The 18,663-nt window shown below is 74.0% G+C and carries 19 protein-coding genes; 15 read left to right on the top strand and 4 right to left on the bottom strand.

What is annotated here, in order from left to right:
- The first annotated feature begins 58 nt into the window (after positions 1-58).
- Together ACQFYA_RS17425 and ACQFYA_RS17420 are read left to right on the top strand one after the other, a co-directional pair.
- Positions 59-799, top strand: coding sequence for a phosphoglyceromutase (locus ACQFYA_RS17425; RefSeq protein ID WP_499126257.1), 741 nt, complete (start codon positions 59-61; stop codon positions 797-799).
- Positions 800-890: 91 nt separating this feature from the next.
- Positions 891-1,937 carry a DUF4037 domain-containing protein gene (locus ACQFYA_RS17420; protein WP_499126255.1) on the top strand — a complete coding sequence of 349 codons (1,047 nt, stop codon included), beginning with the start codon at positions 891-893 and terminating at the stop codon, positions 1,935-1,937.
- Positions 1,938-2,066: 129 nt separating this feature from the next.
- Here ACQFYA_RS17420 and phoU read toward each other — a convergent pair whose 3' ends face one another.
- Positions 2,067-2,732 (bottom strand): phosphate signaling complex protein PhoU, encoded by a 666-nt coding sequence (gene phoU, locus ACQFYA_RS17415; protein ID WP_499126254.1) that lies wholly within the window; start codon positions 2,730-2,732, stop codon positions 2,067-2,069.
- Between the two features lie 170 nt (positions 2,733-2,902).
- On the opposite strand from phoU, the gene ACQFYA_RS17410 reads away from it, so the two are divergent.
- From ACQFYA_RS17410 to pstB, 6 genes are all read left to right on the top strand, one after another.
- On the top strand, positions 2,903-4,096 hold the full coding sequence (locus ACQFYA_RS17410; RefSeq protein WP_499126251.1) for a sensor histidine kinase: 1,194 nt from the start codon (positions 2,903-2,905) through the stop codon (positions 4,094-4,096).
- On the top strand, positions 4,093-4,809 hold the full coding sequence (locus tag ACQFYA_RS17405; protein WP_499126249.1) for a response regulator transcription factor: 717 nt from the start codon (positions 4,093-4,095) through the stop codon (positions 4,807-4,809). Before ACQFYA_RS17410 ends, ACQFYA_RS17405 begins: the two co-directional genes overlap by 4 nt.
- A gap of 268 nt (positions 4,810-5,077) precedes the next feature.
- Positions 5,078-6,187 carry a phosphate ABC transporter substrate-binding protein PstS gene (locus ACQFYA_RS17400; protein WP_499126248.1) on the top strand — a complete coding sequence of 370 codons (1,110 nt, stop codon included), beginning with the start codon at positions 5,078-5,080 and terminating at the stop codon, positions 6,185-6,187.
- Between the two features lie 116 nt (positions 6,188-6,303).
- Positions 6,304-7,296, top strand: a complete 993-nt coding sequence (gene pstC / locus ACQFYA_RS17395; protein WP_499126246.1) for a phosphate ABC transporter permease subunit PstC — start codon at positions 6,304-6,306, stop codon at positions 7,294-7,296.
- Positions 7,296-8,252 carry a phosphate ABC transporter permease PstA gene (gene pstA, locus ACQFYA_RS17390; protein ID WP_499126244.1) on the top strand — a complete coding sequence of 319 codons (957 nt, stop codon included), beginning with the start codon at positions 7,296-7,298 and terminating at the stop codon, positions 8,250-8,252. Before pstC ends, pstA begins: the two co-directional genes overlap by 1 nt.
- A 44-nt stretch (positions 8,253-8,296) precedes the next feature.
- Complete coding sequence (gene pstB / locus ACQFYA_RS17385; protein WP_499126242.1) at positions 8,297-9,076, top strand: phosphate ABC transporter ATP-binding protein PstB; 780 nt, start codon at positions 8,297-8,299, stop codon at positions 9,074-9,076.
- 131 nt (positions 9,077-9,207) lie between these two features.
- Here the strand turns inward: pstB and ACQFYA_RS17380 are convergent, their stop codons facing one another.
- Entirely contained in the window at positions 9,208-9,699 is a 492-nt protein-coding gene (locus ACQFYA_RS17380) for a hypothetical protein (protein WP_499126240.1), read from the bottom strand.
- Positions 9,700-9,969: 270 nt separating this feature from the next.
- Here ACQFYA_RS17380 and ACQFYA_RS17375 point away from each other — a divergent pair, with 270 nt between their 5' ends.
- The 3 genes from ACQFYA_RS17375 (at position 9,970) to ispF (ending at position 11,766) form a co-directional block, all read left to right on the top strand.
- Positions 9,970-10,452, top strand: coding sequence for a CarD family transcriptional regulator (locus ACQFYA_RS17375; RefSeq protein ID WP_079570762.1), 483 nt, complete (start codon positions 9,970-9,972; stop codon positions 10,450-10,452).
- An 82-nt stretch (positions 10,453-10,534) separates the two neighbouring features.
- Complete coding sequence (ispD, locus tag ACQFYA_RS17370) at positions 10,535-11,278, top strand: 2-C-methyl-D-erythritol 4-phosphate cytidylyltransferase (protein ID WP_499126238.1); 744 nt, start codon at positions 10,535-10,537, stop codon at positions 11,276-11,278.
- Positions 11,275-11,766: a 2-C-methyl-D-erythritol 2,4-cyclodiphosphate synthase gene (gene ispF / locus ACQFYA_RS17365; RefSeq protein ID WP_499126235.1), complete on the top strand. Its 492-nt coding sequence runs from the start codon at positions 11,275-11,277 to the stop codon at positions 11,764-11,766. The genes ispD and ispF overlap by 4 nt, the downstream gene beginning before the upstream one ends.
- A 19-nt stretch (positions 11,767-11,785) precedes the next feature.
- Here the strand turns inward: ispF and ACQFYA_RS17360 are convergent, their stop codons facing one another.
- The gene (locus ACQFYA_RS17360; protein WP_499126233.1) at positions 11,786-12,436 is read right to left on the bottom strand and encodes a D-alanyl-D-alanine carboxypeptidase family protein; all 651 of its coding nucleotides are present in this window, start codon (positions 12,434-12,436) and stop codon (positions 11,786-11,788) included.
- Positions 12,437-12,522: 86 nt separating this feature from the next.
- Between ACQFYA_RS17360 and ACQFYA_RS17355 the strand changes: the two genes are divergently transcribed.
- Together ACQFYA_RS17355 and ACQFYA_RS17350 are read left to right on the top strand one after the other, a co-directional pair.
- Positions 12,523-13,209, top strand: a complete 687-nt coding sequence (locus tag ACQFYA_RS17355) for a response regulator transcription factor (RefSeq protein WP_499126232.1) — start codon at positions 12,523-12,525, stop codon at positions 13,207-13,209.
- Entirely contained in the window at positions 13,202-14,329 is a 1,128-nt protein-coding gene (locus tag ACQFYA_RS17350) for a sensor histidine kinase (RefSeq protein WP_499126230.1), read from the top strand. Before ACQFYA_RS17355 ends, ACQFYA_RS17350 begins: the two co-directional genes overlap by 8 nt.
- 4 nt (positions 14,330-14,333) lie before the next feature.
- Here the strand turns inward: ACQFYA_RS17350 and ACQFYA_RS17345 are convergent, their stop codons facing one another.
- Complete coding sequence (locus tag ACQFYA_RS17345; RefSeq protein ID WP_499127587.1) at positions 14,334-15,695, bottom strand: D-arabinono-1,4-lactone oxidase; 1,362 nt, start codon at positions 15,693-15,695, stop codon at positions 14,334-14,336.
- A gap of 190 nt (positions 15,696-15,885) precedes the next feature.
- On the opposite strand from ACQFYA_RS17345, the gene ACQFYA_RS17340 reads away from it, so the two are divergent.
- A complete protein-coding gene (locus ACQFYA_RS17340) occupies positions 15,886-17,091 on the top strand; it encodes an alanine racemase (protein WP_499126228.1) in 1,206 nt (401 codons plus the stop codon).
- A gap of 79 nt (positions 17,092-17,170) precedes the next feature.
- Positions 17,171-18,595: a cysteine--tRNA ligase gene (gene cysS / locus ACQFYA_RS17335; RefSeq protein WP_499126226.1), complete on the top strand. Its 1,425-nt coding sequence runs from the start codon at positions 17,171-17,173 to the stop codon at positions 18,593-18,595.
- Positions 18,596-18,663: the final 68 nt, after the last annotated feature.

Genomic DNA, 18,663 nt, shown 5'->3' with positions numbered 1-18,663 from the left:
CCGTCCGGGATCCGACCGACGGTGCGGGCGGCGCGGGGGAGAAGGCAGGATGGTCCCCATGACCTACACCCTCGTGCTGCTCCGCCACGGCGAGAGCGAGTGGAACGCGAAGAACCTCTTCACCGGCTGGGTGGACGTGCCGCTGTCGGAGAAGGGCACCGCGGAGGCGAAGCGCGGTGGCGACCTGCTGAAGGAGGCCGACGTCTCGCCCGACGTCGTGCACACCTCGCTCCTGCGCCGCGCCATCAACACGGCGAACCTGGCGCTCGACGCCGCGGACCTGCACTGGATCCCCGTGAAGCGGAACTGGCGCCTCAACGAGCGCCACTACGGCGACCTGCAGGGCAAGGACAAGAAGCAGGTGCGCGACCAGTACGGCGAGGAGCAGTTCATGCTCTGGCGCCGTTCCTACGACGTGCCGCCGCCGGACATCGAGCTCGGCTCGGAGTTCTCGCAGGACGCCGACGTGCGCTACGCCGGTGAGCCCATCCCGCGCGCCGAGGCCCTCAAGCAGGTGCTCGACCGGGCCCTGCCGTACTGGGAGGGCGAGATCGTGCCCGACCTCCGGGCCGGCAAGACCGTCCTCGTCGCGGCGCACGGCAACTCGCTGCGCGCGATCGTCAAGCACCTCGACGGCGTCGACGACCAGACCATCGCCGGGCTGAACATCCCCACCGGCATCCCGCTGGTCTACGAGCTGGACGAGGAGACGCTGAAGCCCACCAACCCGGGCGGCACGTACCTCGACCCGGAGGCCGCGAAGGACGCCATCGCGGCCGTCGCGAACCAGGGCAAGTAGAGCTGCCGAGACAGCGAAGCCGGGACGAGGCCGCCATCAGGTGCGGCCCCGTCCCGGCTTTTCTGTGCCGTCATGCTGGCAGCATGGCCGCGTGACCACCGGCATCGGGCTCGCACGGGCCTACGACGACGACGTCGTCCACCCTCTGCTCGAGGCGTGGCGCCCGGGCCTGCCCCACGCGGCGGCCCGGCTGGGCAGCGGCTCGGACGTGCTGGGGCTCGACGACGAGACGTCGCGCGACCACGACTGGGGGCTGCGGCTCACGCTGCTCGTCGACGAGGCGGACGTCGCCGCGGTCGACGGGTACCTGGAGGGCGCGCTGCCGACCGAGCACGCCGGCCTGCCGACCCGCTTCGCCACCACCTGGGACCCGGTGGTGCGGCACCGCGTGGAGGTCGCCACGCCGCGCGGGTTCGCGAGGTCGAGGCTGGGGCTGGACCCGACGACCGACCTCGACGCCGCGGGCTGGCTGTCGCTCACGGGGCAGTCCGTGCTGGAGATGACCGCCGGGGCCGTCTTCCACGACGGTCCGGGAGAGCTCACGCGGATCCGGGAGCGCCTGCGCTGGTACCCGGACGACGTCTGGCTGCACGTGCTCGCCGCCGAGTGGGCGCGGGTCGGGCAGGAGCTGCCCTTCGTCGGGCGCACCGGCTATCGCGGCGACGACGTCGGCTCCCGCGTCCTCGCCGCACGCCTGGCGGCCTCGCTGCTGCGGCTGGGCCTGCTGCTGGAGCAGCGCTGGCCGCCCTACCCCAAGTGGCTGGGCACGGCGTTCGCCGGCACGCCGTCGGCGGCGACGGCGGGGCCGCACCTCGACCGGGCGCTCGCGGCGTCGTCCTGGCAGGACCGCGACGCCGCGCTCGGCGACGCCTGCGACGCCCTGCACGAGCGGCAGCGCGCCCTCGGGCTGCCGGCACTCGCCGGCCGCGCGACCGAGCCGTTCTACGACCGGCCCTTCCGCGGCCTGCGCGGCCTGCCGGAGCTGCTGCGCGACGCCGCCGGCGAGGCGGTGCGCGGCCTGCCGTCCGCCGTCGAGCAGCGGATCGACGCGGTCGACGTCCTGATGGACCCGGAGCGACGGGTCGCCGCCACCCGCGCCGCCACCCCGCCTGCCGCAGGGACGAGCGAGGCGGGGTAGGCCGAGATCTCTTGTCGCGAGGCTGGCGGGCCCGGCGGGAGGTCGCGAGGAACGAGCGACCGGATGGTGCGCCTCGCGACAAGAGATCTCGGCCTACCCCGCCGTCCTGCCCGGGAGCGGGGTTGTGCCTCAGACGTCGGCGCGCGCGTGCTCGTCGTCGAAGTTGCCGGTGACGAGGAAGGTGATGCGGCGGGCGACGGAGACCCCGTGGTCGCCGAACCGCTCGTAGTAGCGGCCGAGCAGGGTCACGTCGATCGTCTCCTGCACGGTGCCGGGCCACTCGGGGTCCAGCATCGCCGCGAAGGTGTCCTGGTGCAGGGCGTCGAGCAGGTCGTCGTCCTGCTCGACCTCGGCGGCCAGGGCGACGTCGCGCGTCGCGAGCAGCGCCGTCGTGCGCTGGGCGACGTGCACGGCGGCCCCGTGCATCTTGACGAACGTCTCCCGCGCCGGCCCGGGCACGGCCTGGGCCGGGTAGCGGCCGCGCGCGATCTGGGCGACGTGCCGGGCGAGGTCGCCCATCCGCTCGAGCGTGGCGCTGATGCGCAGCGCGGAGATGATGACGCGCAGGTCGGTGGCGACCGGCGCCTGCTGCGCGAGCAGGTACACGCAGCGCTCGTCGAGCTCGCTCTCGAGCCGGTCGATGGCGTGGTCGGAGGCGATGACCTCCTGCGCCAGCAGGTGGTCGGCCTCGAGCAGGGCGTCGCCCGCGCGCCGGATGGCCGACTCGACGAGCCGGCTCATCTCGATGAGGTCGTCGCCGACCTGGCGCAGCTCGGCCTCGAAGATCTCTCGCATCGCGTTCCTCTCGGGTGAAGTGTTCTGCCTCCAGCGTGCCACGCCCCGTGGACGTGGCGGGGGCGCCCAGGTGAACTCGAGGAGGGTCGAAGGTGAACAGTGGGCGACGGCTCGCTGAGCAGTTCCGCTCCGCGACGGATTCCTACCACCGTGCGACCTAGGCTGCTGCCGTGGACGGAATCATCCAGGGCGTGGCCGCGATGGTCGCGGGCATCTTCGGAGTGGCGGTAGGCGTGGTCGCAACCCTCGCCTTCCGCTTCTCCGAGCGCGCCCAGCGCCGCTCGCCCGAGGCGCCGAGCGCCGAGCTCGACGAGGGGCTCGTCCGCGTGCTCGCGGTGCTGCGGTCGGCCGCGGTCGTCCTGGACGAGGACGACGACGTGGTGCGCGCCTCGCCGCCGGCGTACGCGCTGGGGGTGGTGCGCAACGACGCGCTGCAGCACCCGGCGATCATCGACCTGGTGCGCGAGGTGCGCCGCGACGGCGTGATCCGCGAGCAGGAGCTCGAGCTGGCGCGCGGGCCGATCGGCTCCGGCACGGTCCTCCTGCAGGTCCGGGTGGCGCCGGTGGGGCCGGACAAGCTGCTCGTGCTTGCGGAGGACCGCACGGAGGCGCGGCGCGTCGAGGCCATCCGGCGCGACTTCGTCGTCAACGTCTCCCACGAGCTGAAGACGCCGGTCGGCGCGCTCGCGCTGCTGGCCGAGACCGTGCAGGACGCCGCGGACGACCCCGTCGCGGTGCGCCGCTTCACCCAGCGGATGCAGGCGGAGGCCACGCGGCTGTCGGCGCTGGTGCAGGAGATCATCGAGCTGTCGCGCCTGCAGGTGGCGGGCGCGCTGCAGGAGGTCAGCACGATCCCGGTGCGCGACGTCGTCGACGAGGCCGTGGACCGCGCGCGGACCACGGCGCAGGCCAAGAACATCGCCATCACCGTGGGCGGCACGGCGGACGTGCTCGTCTTCGGCGACCACAACCTGCTCGTCACGGCGGTGCGCAACCTGCTCGACAACGCCGTGGCGTACTCCGCCGAGAACACCCGCGTCGGCGTGGGCGTGCGCGAGCGCAACGGCCTGGTGGAGATCGACGTCGTCGACCAGGGCGTCGGCATCGCCGCGGACGAGCAGGACCGCGTCTTCGAACGGTTCTACCGCGTGGACCCGGCGCGCTCGCGCGACACGGGCGGCACCGGACTGGGCCTGAGCATCGTCAAGCACGTCGCGGCCGACCACGGCGGCGACGTGCAGATGTGGTCCGAGCCCGGCAAGGGCTCCACGTTCACCCTGCGTATCCCCGCGGCAGACCTGCCGCACGAGCTTCCGCACGAACAGCAGCCCGCCGAGGGCACGGACGAGGAGGTAGGTGCGTGACGCGCATCCTGGTGGTCGAGGACGAGGAGTCCTACCGGGACCCCCTGACATATCAGCTGACCCGGGAGGGCTTCGAGGTCGTGGAGGCCTCGAACGGGGTGGACGCGCTGGCCGCCTACGACGACGGCGGCGCGGACCTGGTGCTGCTCGACCTCATGCTGCCCGGCCTGTCCGGCACGGAGGTGTGCCGTGAGCTGCGGCAGCGCGGTGACGTGCCCGTCATCATGCTGACGGCCAAGGACTCCGAGATCGACAAGGTCGTGGGCCTCGAGCTGGGCGCGGACGACTACGTCACGAAGCCGTACTCCTTCCGGGAGCTGCTGGCGCGCATGCGCGCGGTGATGCGCCGCCGTGGGCCGGCGTCCCCGGAGGCGGGCTCGAACGGGCACGACGACGACGGCGAGCCCGTGCTCGAGGTCGGGTCCGTGCGCATGGACGTGGAGCGCCACACGGTGACGGTGGAGGGCGGCACGGTGTCGCTGCCGCTCAAGGAGTTCGACCTGCTCGAGCTGCTGCTGCGCAACGCCGGGCGGGTGCTCACCCGCGGGCAGCTCATCGACCGGGTGTGGGGTGCCGACTACGTGGGCGACACGAAGACGCTCGACGTTCACGTGAAGCGGATCCGCTCGAAGATCGAGCCCGACCCGGGGGCGCCGAAGCTGCTCCTCACGGTCCGCGGGCTGGGCTACAAGCTCGCCGACGACGACGCCTGACCTAGCCGAACCGTCCGACGATCGCCGGGGTCGTTCGCCCGGGCAGCCTGCACCTTCTGCAGGTGGCCCCGACGAACGACCTCGGCGATCGTCGTCCTGCCCCGGCGAGCTGCCGGGCGGGCTGAGACCCTCAGGTGACGGGTGTCCCCGCACTGTTCACCCGTCGTTCATCTGCTCCTGGGTCCCGGGCCACCTTGCGTGCCTAGCGTTCCTCACGAACGCCGGCGCTTCGCCGGTGCCACTCCGTGTGAACAGGATGGAACGAGACGTGAAGCTCAGCCGATTCTCCCGTGCTGGATCCGCTGTCGCGGTCGGCGCGCTGGCCCTGACCCTCGCCGCCTGCGGCTCGGACCCGGCCGCCCCCGGCGCGGAGTCGACCGGCGGCGCGGACGGCGCCGCCTCCACCCTCTCGGGTGAGCTCAGCGGTGGCGGTGCCTCGTCGCAGGAGTCCGCCCAGGAGGCGTGGCGCGCCGGCTTCCAGACGGCCAACCCCGACGTCACCGTCAACTACGACCCGGTGGGCTCCGGCGGTGGCCGCACCGGCTTCACCGACGGCTCGTACGGCTTCGCCGGCTCCGACGCCGCCCTGGACGACGACGAGATGACGGCGGCCGAGGCCCAGTGCGGCGACGGCGGCGTCATCGAGTTCCCGGGCTACGTGAGCCCGATCGCCGTGGCCTTCAACCTCGAGGGCGTCGACACGCTGAACCTCAAGCCGGACGTGATCGCGCAGATCTTCTCGGGCGACATCACGACCTGGAACGACAAGGCGATCGCCGCCGACAACCCCGACGCCGAGCTCCCGGACACCGCCATCACCGTGGTGCACCGCTCGGACGACTCGGGCACCACCGAGAACTTCCAGGCCTACCTGCACGAGGCCGCTCCGGACGCCTGGGACCACGAGCCCGAGGGCGTGTGGCCGATCGAGGGTCAGGAGTCGGCGCAGGGCACCTCCGGCGTGGTCTCGGCCGCGCAGTCCGGCGAGGGCACGATCACCTACGCCGACGCCTCCCAGATCTCCGACCTGGGCACCGTGGCGGTCGGCGTGGGCGACGAGTTCGTGCCGTACAGCGCCGAGGCGGCCGCCGAGGTCGTCGCGCAGTCGCCGCGTGCCGAGGGCACCACGGACGGCGTGTACTCGATCGAGCTCAAGCGTGACGTCGCCGGCACCTACCCGGTGGTCCTGGTCTCGTACCTGCTGGCCTGCGGCACCTACGCCGACCAGGCCCAGGCCGACCTGGTCAAGGGCTACCTGTCCTACATCGTGAGCGAGGAGGGCCAGCAGGTGTCCGCCGACGCCGCGGGCTCCGCCCCGCTGTCGTCCGACATCCGCGACGCGGTGCAGCCGTCGATCGAGGCGATCACGGCCGGCTGACCGGACACGTACCGCATGGAGCGCCCGTCGTCGGTCGAGCCCGTCGGGACCAGAGGACCTGGTCTCGACAGGCTCGACCGGCGGTGTCACCACAGCACGATGGACGAGGAGTACGAGTGACCACCACCGTCAGCCCGCCCCCCGAGCGGGCGCCGGGTCGACCACGTCGGCGCCGCCGCACCACCGACCGCGGCTTCAACCGCGGCTTCCGTTGGATCGCCGTCGGCTCGGGCGTCCTGATCCTGGCGGTGCTGGCCGCCGTCGCGGTGTTCCTGCTGCAGCAGGCATGGCCCGCGCTGACCGCCGGCTCGGACGAGCTGGCCGCGTCGGTGCCGCGATACCCCGACGACACGTCGCTGCTCGAGTACGTGGGCCCGCTCGTGTTCGGCACGCTGCTCGCGGCCGCCCTCGCCCTCGCGCTCGCCACCCCCGTCGCGATGGGGATCGCGCTGTTCATCTCGCACTACGCGCCGCGACGGCTGGCCCAGCTCCTCGGGTACCTGGTGGACCTGCTGGCGGCCGTCCCGTCCGTCATCTACGGCCTGTGGGGCATCTTCGTGCTCGGCCCGGCCGCCCTCCCGCTGTGGGAGTGGCTCAACTCGGTGCTCGGCTGGTTCCCGCTCTTCGCCGGGCCGGTGTCGCCCACCTCCCGCGTGCTGGCGACCGTCTCGGTGGTGCTCGCGGTGATGATCCTGCCGATCATCACCGCCGTCGCCCGCGAGGTCTTCCTGCAGACGCCGAAGCTCCACGAGGAGGCCGCGCTCGCGCTCGGAGCCACCCGCTGGGAGATGGTCCGCACCGCGGTGCTGCCGTTCGGCCGGTCCGGCGTCGTCTCGGCCGCCATGCTCGGCCTGGGCCGCGCGCTCGGCGAGACGATGGCCGTCCTGATGATCCTGTCGCCCGGGTTCCTGTACTCCTTCCGGATCCTCGACAGCGCACAGCAGCAGACCATCGCCGCGTACATCGCGCTGGACTTCCCGGAGGCGAGCGGCCTCGCGGTGAACACGCTGATCGCCACCGGCCTCGTGCTGTTCGTCATCACGCTGGCCGTCAACATGGGCGCACGCGCGATCGTGGCGCGGCGCAAGGAATTCTCGGGGGCCAACTGATGAGCACGACCACCGTGGACCCCACCGACGCCACCGCCCGCACGCGGGCCGCGCTGACCGGCGCCGACGGCGCCCGCCGCCGCAAGGACCGCACGATGACGGTCCTCATCTGGGGTGCGTTCGTCGTGGCGATGGCCCCGCTCGTGTCCCTGATCTGGACGGTGCTCAGCAACGGCGCCGCCCGCATCAGCATGGACTTCCTGACCCTGTCGATGCGCAACATCTTCGGCGGCGACCCGAGCGGCGGCATCTACCACGCCATCGTCGGCACGCTGATCATCACGGCCCTGGCCACGGTGATCTCGGTGCCGATCGGCCTGCTCGCCGCCGTCTACCTCGTCGAGTACGGCAAGGGCGCCCTCGCCCGCTCGGTGACCTTCTTCGTCGACGTCATGACGGGCATCCCGTCGATCGTCGCCGGCCTGTTCGCGGTCTCCTTGTTCACGCTGATCCTCGGACCGGGCGTGCGGATGGGCGTCATCGGCGCCGTCGCACTGTCCGTGCTGATGATCCCGGTGGTCGTGCGGTCCTGCGAGGAGATGCTCAAGCTCGTCCCGAACGAGCTGCGGGAGGCGGCCTACGCCCTCGGCGTGCCGAAGTGGCTGACCATCGTCAAGGTCGTGCTCCGCACGTCCGTGGCCGGGCTCACGACCGGCATCCTGCTCGCGGTGGCCCGCGTCATCGGCGAGACGGCGCCCCTGCTCGTGACGGTCGGCGTCACCGACTCGATCAACTTCGACCCCTTCGAGGGCCGCATGATGACGCTGCCGGTCTTCGCCTACCGTCAGTACAGCCAGGGCCTGGCCACCTGCCCGGGCGGCGAGTCCGCGACCTGCGTGGCCGACATCGCGATCCAGAACGCGTGGGGCGCGGCGCTCGTGCTGATCGTCCTGGTGCTCGCCCTCAACCTCATCGGCCGGCTGGTGAACCGCTGGTTCTCCCCGAAGCTGCGCTGACCCGCAGCCGCCGCCCGCCGCAGCCCACCAGAAAGAGACAGACGATGGCACAGCGCATCGACGTGAAGGACCTCAACATCTACTACGGCGACTTCCTCGCCGTGCAGGACGTGTCGATGACGATCGACCCGAAGTCGGTGACGGCGTTCATCGGCCCGTCGGGCTGCGGCAAGTCGACGTACCTGCGCACGCTCAACCGGATGCACGAGGTGATCCCGGGCGCTCGCGTGGAGGGCACCGTCGAGATGGAGGGCGTCGACCTGTACGGGGACGACATCGACCCCGTGGCGGTGCGCCGCAACGTGGGGATGGTCTTCCAGCGGCCGAACCCGTTCCCCACCATGTCCATCCGGGACAACGTGCTGGCGGGCGTGAAGCTCAACAACCGGCGCATCAGCCGTTCGGACGCCGAGGAGCTGGTGGAGACCTCGCTGCGCGGCGCCAACCTGTGGAACGAGGTCAAGGACCGCCTCGAGCGCCCGGGGTCCGGCCTGTCGGGCGGCCAGCAGCAGCGCCTCTGCATCGCCCGCGCCATCGCGGTGAAGCCGCAGGTGCTGCTCATGGACGAGCCGTGCTCCGCGCTCGACCCGATCTCGACCCTCGCGATCGAGGACCTCATCGGCGAGCTGAAGCAGGACTACACGATCGTCATCGTGACCCACAACATGCAGCAGGCGGCGCGCGTCAGCGACCGCACGGCGTTCTTCAACATCGCGGGCACGGGCAAGCCCGGCCGCCTCATCGAGATGAACGACACGTCGACCATCTTCTCGACGCCGGCCGAGCAGGCCACGGAGGACTACGTCTCCGGCCGCTTCGGATGACCCTGCCGAGATAGAGAGGCCTTTCGCCGAGATAGAGAAGAGGCACGGACCGTAGCCGCTACGGTCCGTGCCTCTTCTCTATCTCGGCGAAAGGCCTCTCTATCTCGGCGAGGGCGTCTGGCCCCGCGAGATCAGAGGCTCGAGGCGTCCGGCACGTAGGCCGCGTACTCGGGCAGGCCGCCGTCCATGACGGGCAGGGAGAAGTCCTCGTCGACGCCGGCGCCGGAGAGGGTCGAGTCGAGGTCGCCGCCGGGGTGCGTGGCGACGCTGTCGATCACGGCGTCGACGACCTGGTCGCCCGCGGGCTGCGCGCTCAGGTAGACCGTCTGGCCGGCGGGCACGTCGAGGGTCATCGGCTCGGTGCCCTCGGCCGTGAGCTCGAAGGTCACGTCCTCGGCCGAGTCGTTGGCCAGCGCGCCGAGCAGCGCGCCGGGCTCGCCCTCTCCGTTCGTCACGACCATGAGGTTGATGCCGCGCACATGGTCGGTGAGGTTGACGCGCACGCCGTCCGACGGGGCGTAGGGCTTGGTGGTGATCGTGGGGGAGCAGGCGGCCAGCAGCAGGGCACCCGCCAGGACGCTGGCGGCGGCGACGGTGCGTGCGGGGCGGGCGGAGCGGGACACGTGCTCTCCTTCGAAGGCGGCGCTCGCAGGCGCCGGGGCGGCGCGGGCGCTGGACGTCAGGGTTCCCGCCCGCTCGACGCGGTGGGACGGGCCTGCAGGGGGCCCGCGAACATCCTAACGATGCCGGGTGGGTGCTGCGTCCCAGGCGGCACCTTCAGGCCTCTGACCTGCGAAGATGCGTACGGCGAGGTGTGGCTGGGAGAGCGCGGGGCACCGGAGTGTCGGCACCCGCGTGATAAACTCGTCGATTGGGAAAGGGGACATCTGCAGATGACGTTCACAGTAGGCGAGACGGTTGTCTACCCGCATCACGGCGCCGCGCTGATCGAAGAGATCAAGACGCGGAAGATCCGTGGCGAGGAGAAGATGTACCTCAAGCTCAAGGTTGCCCAGGGCGACCTGACCATCGAGGTCCCGGCGGAGAACGTCGACCTCGTCGGTGTGCGCGACGTGGTCGACCAGCAGGGGCTGGACCGCGTCTTCGAGGTGCTGCGCGCGCCGTACACGGAGGAACCGACCAACTGGTCGCGCCGGTACAAGGCGAACCTCGAGAAGCTCGCGTCCGGCGACGTGATCAAGGTCGGCGAGGTCGTGCGTGACCTGTCGCGCCGCGACGCCGACCGTGGCCTCTCGGCGGGCGAGAAGCGCATGCTCGCCAAGGCTCGCCAGATCCTCGAGTCCGAGGTCGCGCTCGCCGAGGGCGTCGACGAGGAGAAGGCCGGCGCCATCATCGACGAGGTCCTCGCCTCCTGAGGCCCCGCGTCACCAGCGCTGCACGACGGCGACCCCCGGCACCTGCCGAGGGTCGCCGTCGTCGTTCCGGTACCGTGACGCCGTGACGACGCTCGCGATCCTGACCGCCGCGGGGTCCGGGACCCGTCTCGGCCGCGACCTGCCGAAGGCGCTGGTCGACCTGGCCGGCTTCCCCCTGGTGGTGCACGCGGCCCGCCGCCTCGCGTCGTCGGGCGTCGTCGACACGTTGGTCGTGACGTGCCCGGCCGGCCTCGACGCGGCGGTGCGCGACGTGCTCGCCCAGGATCCCCACGTCGACGTGCCGGTCCGCGTGGTCGAGGGCGGCGCCACCCGGCAGGCCTCCGTCGCCGCGGGGCTCGCGCTCGCCGGGCCCGACGACGACGTCGTGCTGGTGCACGACGCGGCCCGTCCGCTCGCCCCGCCCGCGCTGGTGCGTCGCGTCGCCGCCGCCGTGCGGGCCGGCCACCGCGCCGTCGTGCCGGGCCTGCCCGTCACGGACACCGTCAAGAGGGTCGCCGCACGCCTGGCGGAGGCCGCGGCCGGGACGACGGGCCCCGCCGTCGAGCGCGTGGTGGAGACCCCGGACCGCGCGCTGCTGCGCGCGGTCCAGACCCCGCAGGGCTTCGACCGGGCCCTCCTGGGACGCGCGCACGCCGAGGGCTCCGCCCGCGCGGCGACCGAGGGCCGGGCCGCGACGGACGACGCCGGCCTCGTCGAGGCGCTCGGCGAGACCGTGCACGTCGTCGAGGGCGACGAGGCGGCCCTCAAGATCACCACCGAGCGGGACCTGACGGTGGCCGGACTGCTGCTCGAGGAGACGTCGTGACCCTGCCCCGCACCGGCCTCGGCGTCGACGTGCACGCGTACGCCCCGGAGGGCTCCGACCGCGAGCTCTGGCTGGGCGGCCTGCGCTGGCCGGGGGAGCGGCCCCTGGCAGGTCACTCGGACGCCGACGTCGCCGCACATGCGGCCGCCGACGCGCTGTTCTCCGCCGCGGGCATCGGCGACCTCGGCACGCACTTCGGCACCAGCGAGCCCGAGTGGGCCGGCGCCGCGGGCGCCACCCTGCTGGCCGAGGCGGCGCGCCGCGTCCGCGCGGCCGGATTCGAGATCGGGAACGTCGCCGTGCAGGTGATCGGCAACCGGCCCAAGGTCGGGCCCCGCCGGGCCGAGGCCGAGGCCGCCCTGTCCGCCGCCGCCGGGGCGCCGGTGTCCCTCAGCGCCACCACCACCGACGGGCTGGGCCTCACCGGCCGCGGCGAGGGGGTCGCCGCGATCGCCACCGCGCTGGTGGCACCGCGCTCGGCGGCGTAGGCACGCCGCGGCGACCGGCTCACTGCTGCATCCGCGGGTCCTCGGACGGGTCGGCGTACATGTCCGGGCAGCCGTCGTCGACGGCGGCGGGGCGCAGCTCGTAGTGCCAGGGCTCGTTGCGGTAGACCTGGCACAGCCGGTACGCGGCGCCGCGGCCGGACAGCCACTCCGTGGCGCCGGTCTGCGCCAGGTCGACGGCGTCCCCGGACACGTGCGGCGACGTGCTCGCGGTGGCGACCCAGCGGGCGGCCTCCGCGGCGGAGCCGTACTGGGCGACCGCCTCGCGCAGCAGCCGGTCCTGGTAGTCCGCCGAGCGCCAGCCGCTGGTGACGTCGAACGTGATGCCGTCGTCGGCGGCGTCCCTCGCCGCGTCCTGCAGGGCGTCCCGCAGCGCGGGGTCGAGGTTCGCCACGGCCGGCAGCGCGTCGTCGAAGACGGTCGTGCCGTCGGGGACGGTGCCGTCGGCACCGTCGGGGCTCTCGGAGCGCGCCGCGTCGCCGCGGCCGTCCGGTCGGCCGGGGGCCGCCGCCGGCGCGACGGAGGTCGGCGGCGGGGTCGGCGTCGCCTGGCAGGCGGCGACGGCGGACGCCGCGAGGACGGCGGTCAGGGCGGCGAGGACGGCCGGCCGGGTCCGGCGGGCCGTCGCGGGAGCGAGTTCTCGGGGGGACATGCGCCCAGTCGAGCGGCCACGCCGTTGCCGCCACGTATGCAGGTTTCGATACGCCGACGACAGGTGCCGGTCCGTAGCATCGAAGGATGCGCGTGCTGATCGTCGAGGACGAGCCGTACCTGGCGGAGGCCGTCCGCGACGGGCTGCGGCTCGAGGCCATCGCGGCCGACGTCGCCGGGGACGGCGACACCGCGCTGGAGCTGCTGAGCGTCAACGCCTACGACATCGCCGTGCTCGACCGGGACGTCCCGGGCCCGTCCGGCGACGAGATCGCCGCGAGCATCGTCGCGTCCGGCAGCGGGATGCCGATCCTCATGCTCACGGCGGCGGACCGTCTCGACGACAAGGCCACCGGGTTCGAGCTGGGGGCCGACGACTACCTCACCAAGCCCTTCGCCCTCCGGGAGCTGGTGCTGCGGCTCCGGGCGCTCGACCGGCGGCGCGCGCACAGCCGGCCGCCGGTGCGGGAGACCGCCGGCCTGCGGGTGGACCCGTTCCGCCGCGAGGTCTACCGGGACGGCCGGTACGTGGCTCTCACGCGCAAGCAGTTCGCGGTGCTGGACGTGCTCGTCGCGGCCGAGGGCGGCGTCGTCAGTGCCGAGGAGCTGCTGGAGCGGGCCTGGGACGAGAACGCCGACCCGTTCACCAACGCCGTCCGGATCACCGTCTCGGCGCTGCGCAAGCGGCTCGGCGAGCCCTGGGTGATCGTCACCGTGCCCGGCGTCGGCTACCGCATCGACACCGGGCCGGCCGACGGCGGCGGGCGTGGCTAGGAGGAGGCCCGGGCCCAGCGTCCGGCTCAGGCTCACGCTCAGCTACGCGGCCTTCCTCGTGGTGGCCGGAGCCCTGCTGCTGGCGGTGGTGTGGGTGTTCCTGCTGCGGTACGTGCCCGAGTCCGTGGTCGTCACCGCCGTCCGGCCGGGGCCCGGGCAGTTCGTGCCCAACCGGTCCGACCTCGAGCGCGCCTTCGCCCCGCGGGTGGCCTGGGCGCTGGTCTTCCTCCTGGTGCTCGGCCTGGTGGGCGGCTGGCTGCTCGCCGGCCGCATGCTCGCCCCGCTGAACCGCATCACCGCCGCCACGCGGCTGGCCGCCGAGGGCTCCCTCACGCACCGCATCCACCTGCCGGGCCGCGACGACGAGTTCCGCGAGCTCGCCGACGCCTTCGACGCCATGCTCGCGCGGCTGGAGGCCCAGGTCGCCGAGCAGCAGCGGTTCGCGGCCAACGCCTCCCACGAGCTGCGCACCCCGCTGGCGATCACGCAGACCGTCCTCGAGGTGGCCCGCCAGGACCCGCGGCGCGACACCGCCGAGCTCCTCGACCGGCTCCAGGCCGTCAACACCCGGGCGATCGACCTCACCGAGGCCCTGCTCCTGCTCAGCCGCGCCGAGCAGCGGTCCTTCGCCCGCGAGCGGGTCGACCTGTCCCTCGTCGCGGAGGAGGCCACCGAGACGCTGCTGCCGCTGGCCGACAAGCACGGCGTCGCCGTCCGCACGTCGGGCGTCGTCGCCCTCACGACGGGCTCGCCCGCGCTCCTGCTGCAGCTGGCGACGAACCTCGTGCACAACGCGATCGTCCACAACCTGCCGGAGGCCGGCACCGTGCAGGTGCGCACCGCCGCCCGGCCGGGCGCCGTCGATCTCACCGTCGAGAACACCGGAGAGCGGGTGCCGCCGGAGCTCGTCGGCACCCTCACCGAGCCCTTCCAGCGCGGCAGCGGGCGCACGCGGGGCGACCACGCGGGCGTCGGCCTCGGGCTCGCGATCGTCCGGAGCATCGCCGAGGCGCACGACGGCGCGCTCGCCGTCGCCGCCCTGCCCGACGGCGGGCTGCGCGTCGCGGTGCACCTCCCGGCCGCGCTGTCCGCCCCGTGGGCGCCGCGGCCGCGCGACTGACGCCCTAGCGCTGGAGGCCGAGGACGGTGTCCGTGTAGTCGTTGCGGAAGACGCCGTCGGGGTCGACGGCGGCGCGCACGCGGGCGACGTCGTCCAGCGGGTAGTGGGCGGCCAGCTCCTCCGCGGTGCGGGTGTGCAGCTTGCCCCAGTGCGGGCGGCCGCCTGCGGCGGCGAAGATCTGCTCGGCGGCGCTGAAGTACCGCTGGTGCGGCATCGGGGCGTACTGGTGCACCGCCACGTACGCGGTCTCGCGGCCGTGGGCGGTGGACAGCCAGACGTCGTCGGCGGCGGCGAACCGCACCTCGACGGGGAACGGGACGGGCTCGCCGGACGCGCGCAGCCAGGCGTCGAGCTCGTCGAGCACGCCCCGCAGGGCGGCACGGGGGAGGGCGTACTCCATCTCGACGAACCGCACGCGGCGCCGGGTGACGAACACGTCGGCCGACGGCGCCACGTACGTCTTCGCGCCCAGCGCCCGCGCGCTGACCGCGTTGAGCCGGGGCACGAGGCCGGGCGCGGCGAACGCGAGCCGGTTCACCACCTCGAAGGCGCCGTTGGACAGCACCTCCTCGTCGAGCAGCGCGCGGGCGCGGGCGCCGGCCGTGCGCACCGCGCCCGGGGTGCCGGCGCGCGCGGCGGCCCAGGCGTCGACCTCGTCGGTCGTCGCGCGGTTGTTGCGTTTCGTCAGCGCCCGGCGGGTGCCGGGGAACCAGTAGAACTCCGCGTGGTCGTTGTCGTCGACGTACTCGTCGAGCTGCTCCAGCACCCGGTCCAGCGGCCAGGGCTCCTCCTGCGCGCGCAGCCAGAACGCGGGCACGACCTCGAGGGTCACGGCCGACAGCACGCCCGCCGTCCCGAGCCCCAGCCGCGCCACCTCGAACAGCTCGCGCTCCGGGCTGCCGGGCGCCGCGGCGTCGGACGCCGCCCGGACCGCGCCGTCGGCGCCGACCACGCGGACGCCGCGGACCTGCGTCGCGAGGCCGCCGAGGCGCGCGCCGGTGCCGTGCGTGCCCGTGGAGATCGCGCCCGCCACCGACTGGCGGTCGATGTCGCCGAGGTTGCGCATCGCGAGGCCGAGCATGGCGAGCAGCCGGTTGAGGTCGTGCAGCCGGGTGCCCGCGCGCACCGTGACCAGCGACGTGCCGTCGGTCTGCGGCGCGACCGCCTCGACCCCGCTCAGGTGGTCGAGGCCGAGGTGGACGCCGTCGGTGATGGCCGCCGCCGTGAACGAGTGGCCCGCGCCCATCGCGCGCACCCGGAGACCCTCGGCCGCGGCACCGGCGACGACGGCGCCGAGCTCGCCCTCGTCGTGCGGCGCGACCCGGCGGGCGGGGCGCCAGGAGTGCGTGCCGCCCCACGTGCGCAGCGGGACGTCGGAGGCGGCGGAGGCAGGCGTGCGGGCGACGGTGCTCGAAGTCACGCGCACACTCTGCCACGGGCGCCCGCCGCCACGGATCCCCCTCCGGGTGGACCTCCGGGTGGACTCCAGGGTGAGGTGTCGCGGGCGGTGCCCGGGGCGGTGCCGGGGCCGGCGACGTCCGGTGTAGCGTGCCGCCATGACCCTGACGGAGCGGCTGGCCCGCGCGACCGCGCACCTGCCGGGGCCCCTGGCCGTGGTCGACCTGGACGCCTTCGACGCCAACGCGGCGGACCTGCGACGGCGCGCACGCGGGGTGCCCGTGCGGGTGGCGAGCAAGTCGGTGCGGGTGCGCTCGCTCGTGGGCCGGGCGCTCGACGCGGGTTTCGAGGGCGTCATGGCGTTCTCCCTCGCCGAGGCGCTGTGGCTGGTCCAGGAGGGGGTGCGCGACGTCCTCGTCGGCTACCCCACGGTCGACCGGGACGCCCTGGCGCGGCTGGCCGCCGACGTCGGCGCGCGCCGCGAGGTCACCCTCATGACGGACGACGTCGCCCAGCTCGAGCTGCTGGGCGCGGCGCTGCGCTCCGCGGCGCTCCCGCCCGGCACCGCCGCGGAAGCCCTGCCCGACGTGTCGGTCTGCCTGGACGTGGACGCGTCGCTGCGCGTCGGGGTCGGCCCGGCGCAGGTGCACCTGGGCACGCGCCGGTCGCCGCTGCGCAGCCCGGAGGACGTCGCGACGCTCGCCCGCCGCGTCGAGGAGCTGCCCGGCGCCCGGCTGCGCGGCCTCATGTTCTACGAGGCGCAGGTGGCCGGCCTGCCGGACACCAACCCCGCCGTCCGGCTGGTCAAGCGGCTGTCCGTGACCGACCTGGACCGGCGTCGCGCCGAGGTGCGGGACGCGGTGCGCGCCGCCGTCGGGCACGCCGTCCCGCTGGTGAACTCCGGCGGCACGGGCTCGCTCGAGACGTCGTCGGCCGGCCCCGCCGTCACCGAGGTCACCGCGGGCTCCGGCCTGTTCGTGCCCGGCCTGTTCGACGGGTACCGGTCGTTCGACCCGCGGCCCGCCGCCTACTTCGGGCTCGACGTCGTGCGCGTGCCGGCCCCTGGCTGGGCGACGGCGTTCGGCGGCGGGTACGTGGCGTCCGGCCCGGCCGGGCGGTCGCGCCTGCCGCGCGTCGCGACGGCCGGCTGGTCCCTCACCGGCAGGGAGGGCGCGGGCGAGGTCATGACCCCGCTGCGGCGCCGCCGCGGCGCCCCGCCGCTGGGCGTCGGCGACCGGGTGTGGCTGCGGCACGCGAAGGCCGGCGAGCTCATGGAGCGGTTCGACGCGGTGCACCTGGTGCGGGGCGACGAGATCGTCGAGACCGTGCCGACCTACCGGGGCGAGGGGCGCACCTTCGGCTGAGCCGGGGCGCGCGGGCCGCGGGCCGGGACACCCGCCCGGGAGCAGGGAGGACGGCGAGGCTGGCCGGTACGCTGGACCGGTGAGCCTGCACCTGTACGACACCGCGACGCGAGACGTGCGCGCCTTCGTCCCCCTGAACCCGGGCGAGGTCGGTATCTACCTGTGTGGCGCCACCGTGCAGGCCCCGCCCCACATCGGCCACCTGCGGCCCGTGATCGCGTTCGACATCCTGCGGCGCTGGCTGGAGCGCTCGGGCCTGCGGGTCACGCTGATCCGCAACGTCACCGACATCGACGACAAGATCCTCGCGAAGGCCGCGGCGGCCGGCGTCGAGTGGTGGGCGCACGCGGCCGCGCACGAACGGATGTTCACGCGCGCCTACGACGCGCTCGGCGTGCTGCCCCCCACCTACGAGCCGCGCGCCACGGGCCACGTGCCCGACATGGCGGAGCTGATGCAGCGCCTCGTCGACGGCGGCCACGCGTATACGAGCGGCCCCGGCGACGTGTGGTTCGACGTGCGGTCGTGGCCCGCCTACGGCGAGCTGACGCGCCAGCGGCTCGAGGACCTCAACCCCGAGCCCACCGGAGACGACGCCGCCGCCTCCGCCAAGCACGACCCGCACGACTTCGCGCTGTGGAAGGCCCCCAAGCCGGGCGAGCCCGCGACGGCGTCGTGGGAGACCCCGTTCGGCCGGGGGCGCCCCGGCTGGCACCTCGAGTGCTCCGCGATGGCCCGCCGCTACCTGGGCGACGCGTTCGACATCCACGGCGGCGGCCTCGACCTGCGGTTCCCGCACCACGAGAACGAGCAGGCGCAGTCGCGCGCCGCCGGCTACGGCTTCGCGCAGCGCTGGATGCACTGCGCGTGGGTCACGCAGCAGGGCGTCAAGATGAGCAAGTCGCTCGGCAACGGGCTCCTCGTGACCGAGCTGCTCGCGCAGGCCCCCGCGCCCGTGATCCGGTACGCGCTCGCCGCGGTGCAGTACCGGTCCATGCTCGAGTGGTCGCCCGACACCCTGGACGAGGCGCGCGCCACCTGGGAGCGCCTCTCCGGCTTCGTGGAGCGCGCCACCGAGCGCGTCGGCGCCGTCCCCGCGGACGAGGTCGCGAAGGCGGAGCTCCCGGCGGCGTTCGTCGAGGCCATGGACGACGACCTCAACGTGCCGGCGGCGCTCGCCGCCGTGCACGAGCACCTGCGCGCCGGCAACGGCGCGCTGGCCTCGCGCGACGACGCCGCGGCGCGGGCGGAGCTCGTCGCCCTGCGCGGCATGCTCGACGTCCTCGGGCTCGACCCCGCCGACCCGCAGTGGGCCGCGGGCTCCGACGACACCACGGCACGCTCGGCCCTGGACTCGCTCGTCGCGGCCGAGCTCGACGCGCGGACCGCGGCGAGGTCGGCGAAGGACTGGGCCACCAGCGACGCGATCCGCGACCGCCTCGCGGCCGCCGGCGTCGTCGTGCAGGACTCCGCCGACGGCGCGCGCTGGACGCTGACCGACTGACCCCCGCTGGTCGAGCCTGTCCACACCCGATGTACTGGTCGGATCTCGACAGGCTCGACCACCGCTAG

The organism is Promicromonospora sp. Marseille-Q5078 (assembly GCF_050315395.1).
In the GTDB taxonomy this organism is placed as follows: Bacteria; Actinomycetota; Actinomycetes; order Actinomycetales; family Cellulomonadaceae; genus Isoptericola.
The sequence above is the reverse complement of the archived record's forward strand: the minus strand, read 5'-3'. Positions and strand labels throughout refer to the sequence as shown.

Coding starts and splice junctions, on each gene's coding strand:
- ACQFYA_RS17425 (WP_499126257.1), top strand. CDS start 59: ATGACCTACACCCTCGTGCTGCTCCGCCACGGCGAGAGCGAGTGGAAC.
- phoU (WP_499126254.1), bottom strand. CDS start 2,732: ATGCGAGAGATCTTCGAGGCCGAGCTGCGCCAGGTCGGCGACGACCTC.
- pstA (WP_499126244.1), top strand. CDS start 7,296: ATGAGCACGACCACCGTGGACCCCACCGACGCCACCGCCCGCACGCGG.
- pstB (WP_499126242.1), top strand. CDS start 8,297: ATGGCACAGCGCATCGACGTGAAGGACCTCAACATCTACTACGGCGAC.
- ACQFYA_RS17375 (WP_079570762.1), top strand. CDS start 9,970: ATGACGTTCACAGTAGGCGAGACGGTTGTCTACCCGCATCACGGCGCC.
- ACQFYA_RS17360 (WP_499126233.1), bottom strand. CDS start 12,436: ATGTCCCCCCGAGAACTCGCTCCCGCGACGGCCCGCCGGACCCGGCCG.
- ACQFYA_RS17355 (WP_499126232.1), top strand. CDS start 12,523: ATGCGCGTGCTGATCGTCGAGGACGAGCCGTACCTGGCGGAGGCCGTC.
- ACQFYA_RS17340 (WP_499126228.1), top strand. CDS start 15,886: ATGACCCTGACGGAGCGGCTGGCCCGCGCGACCGCGCACCTGCCGGGG.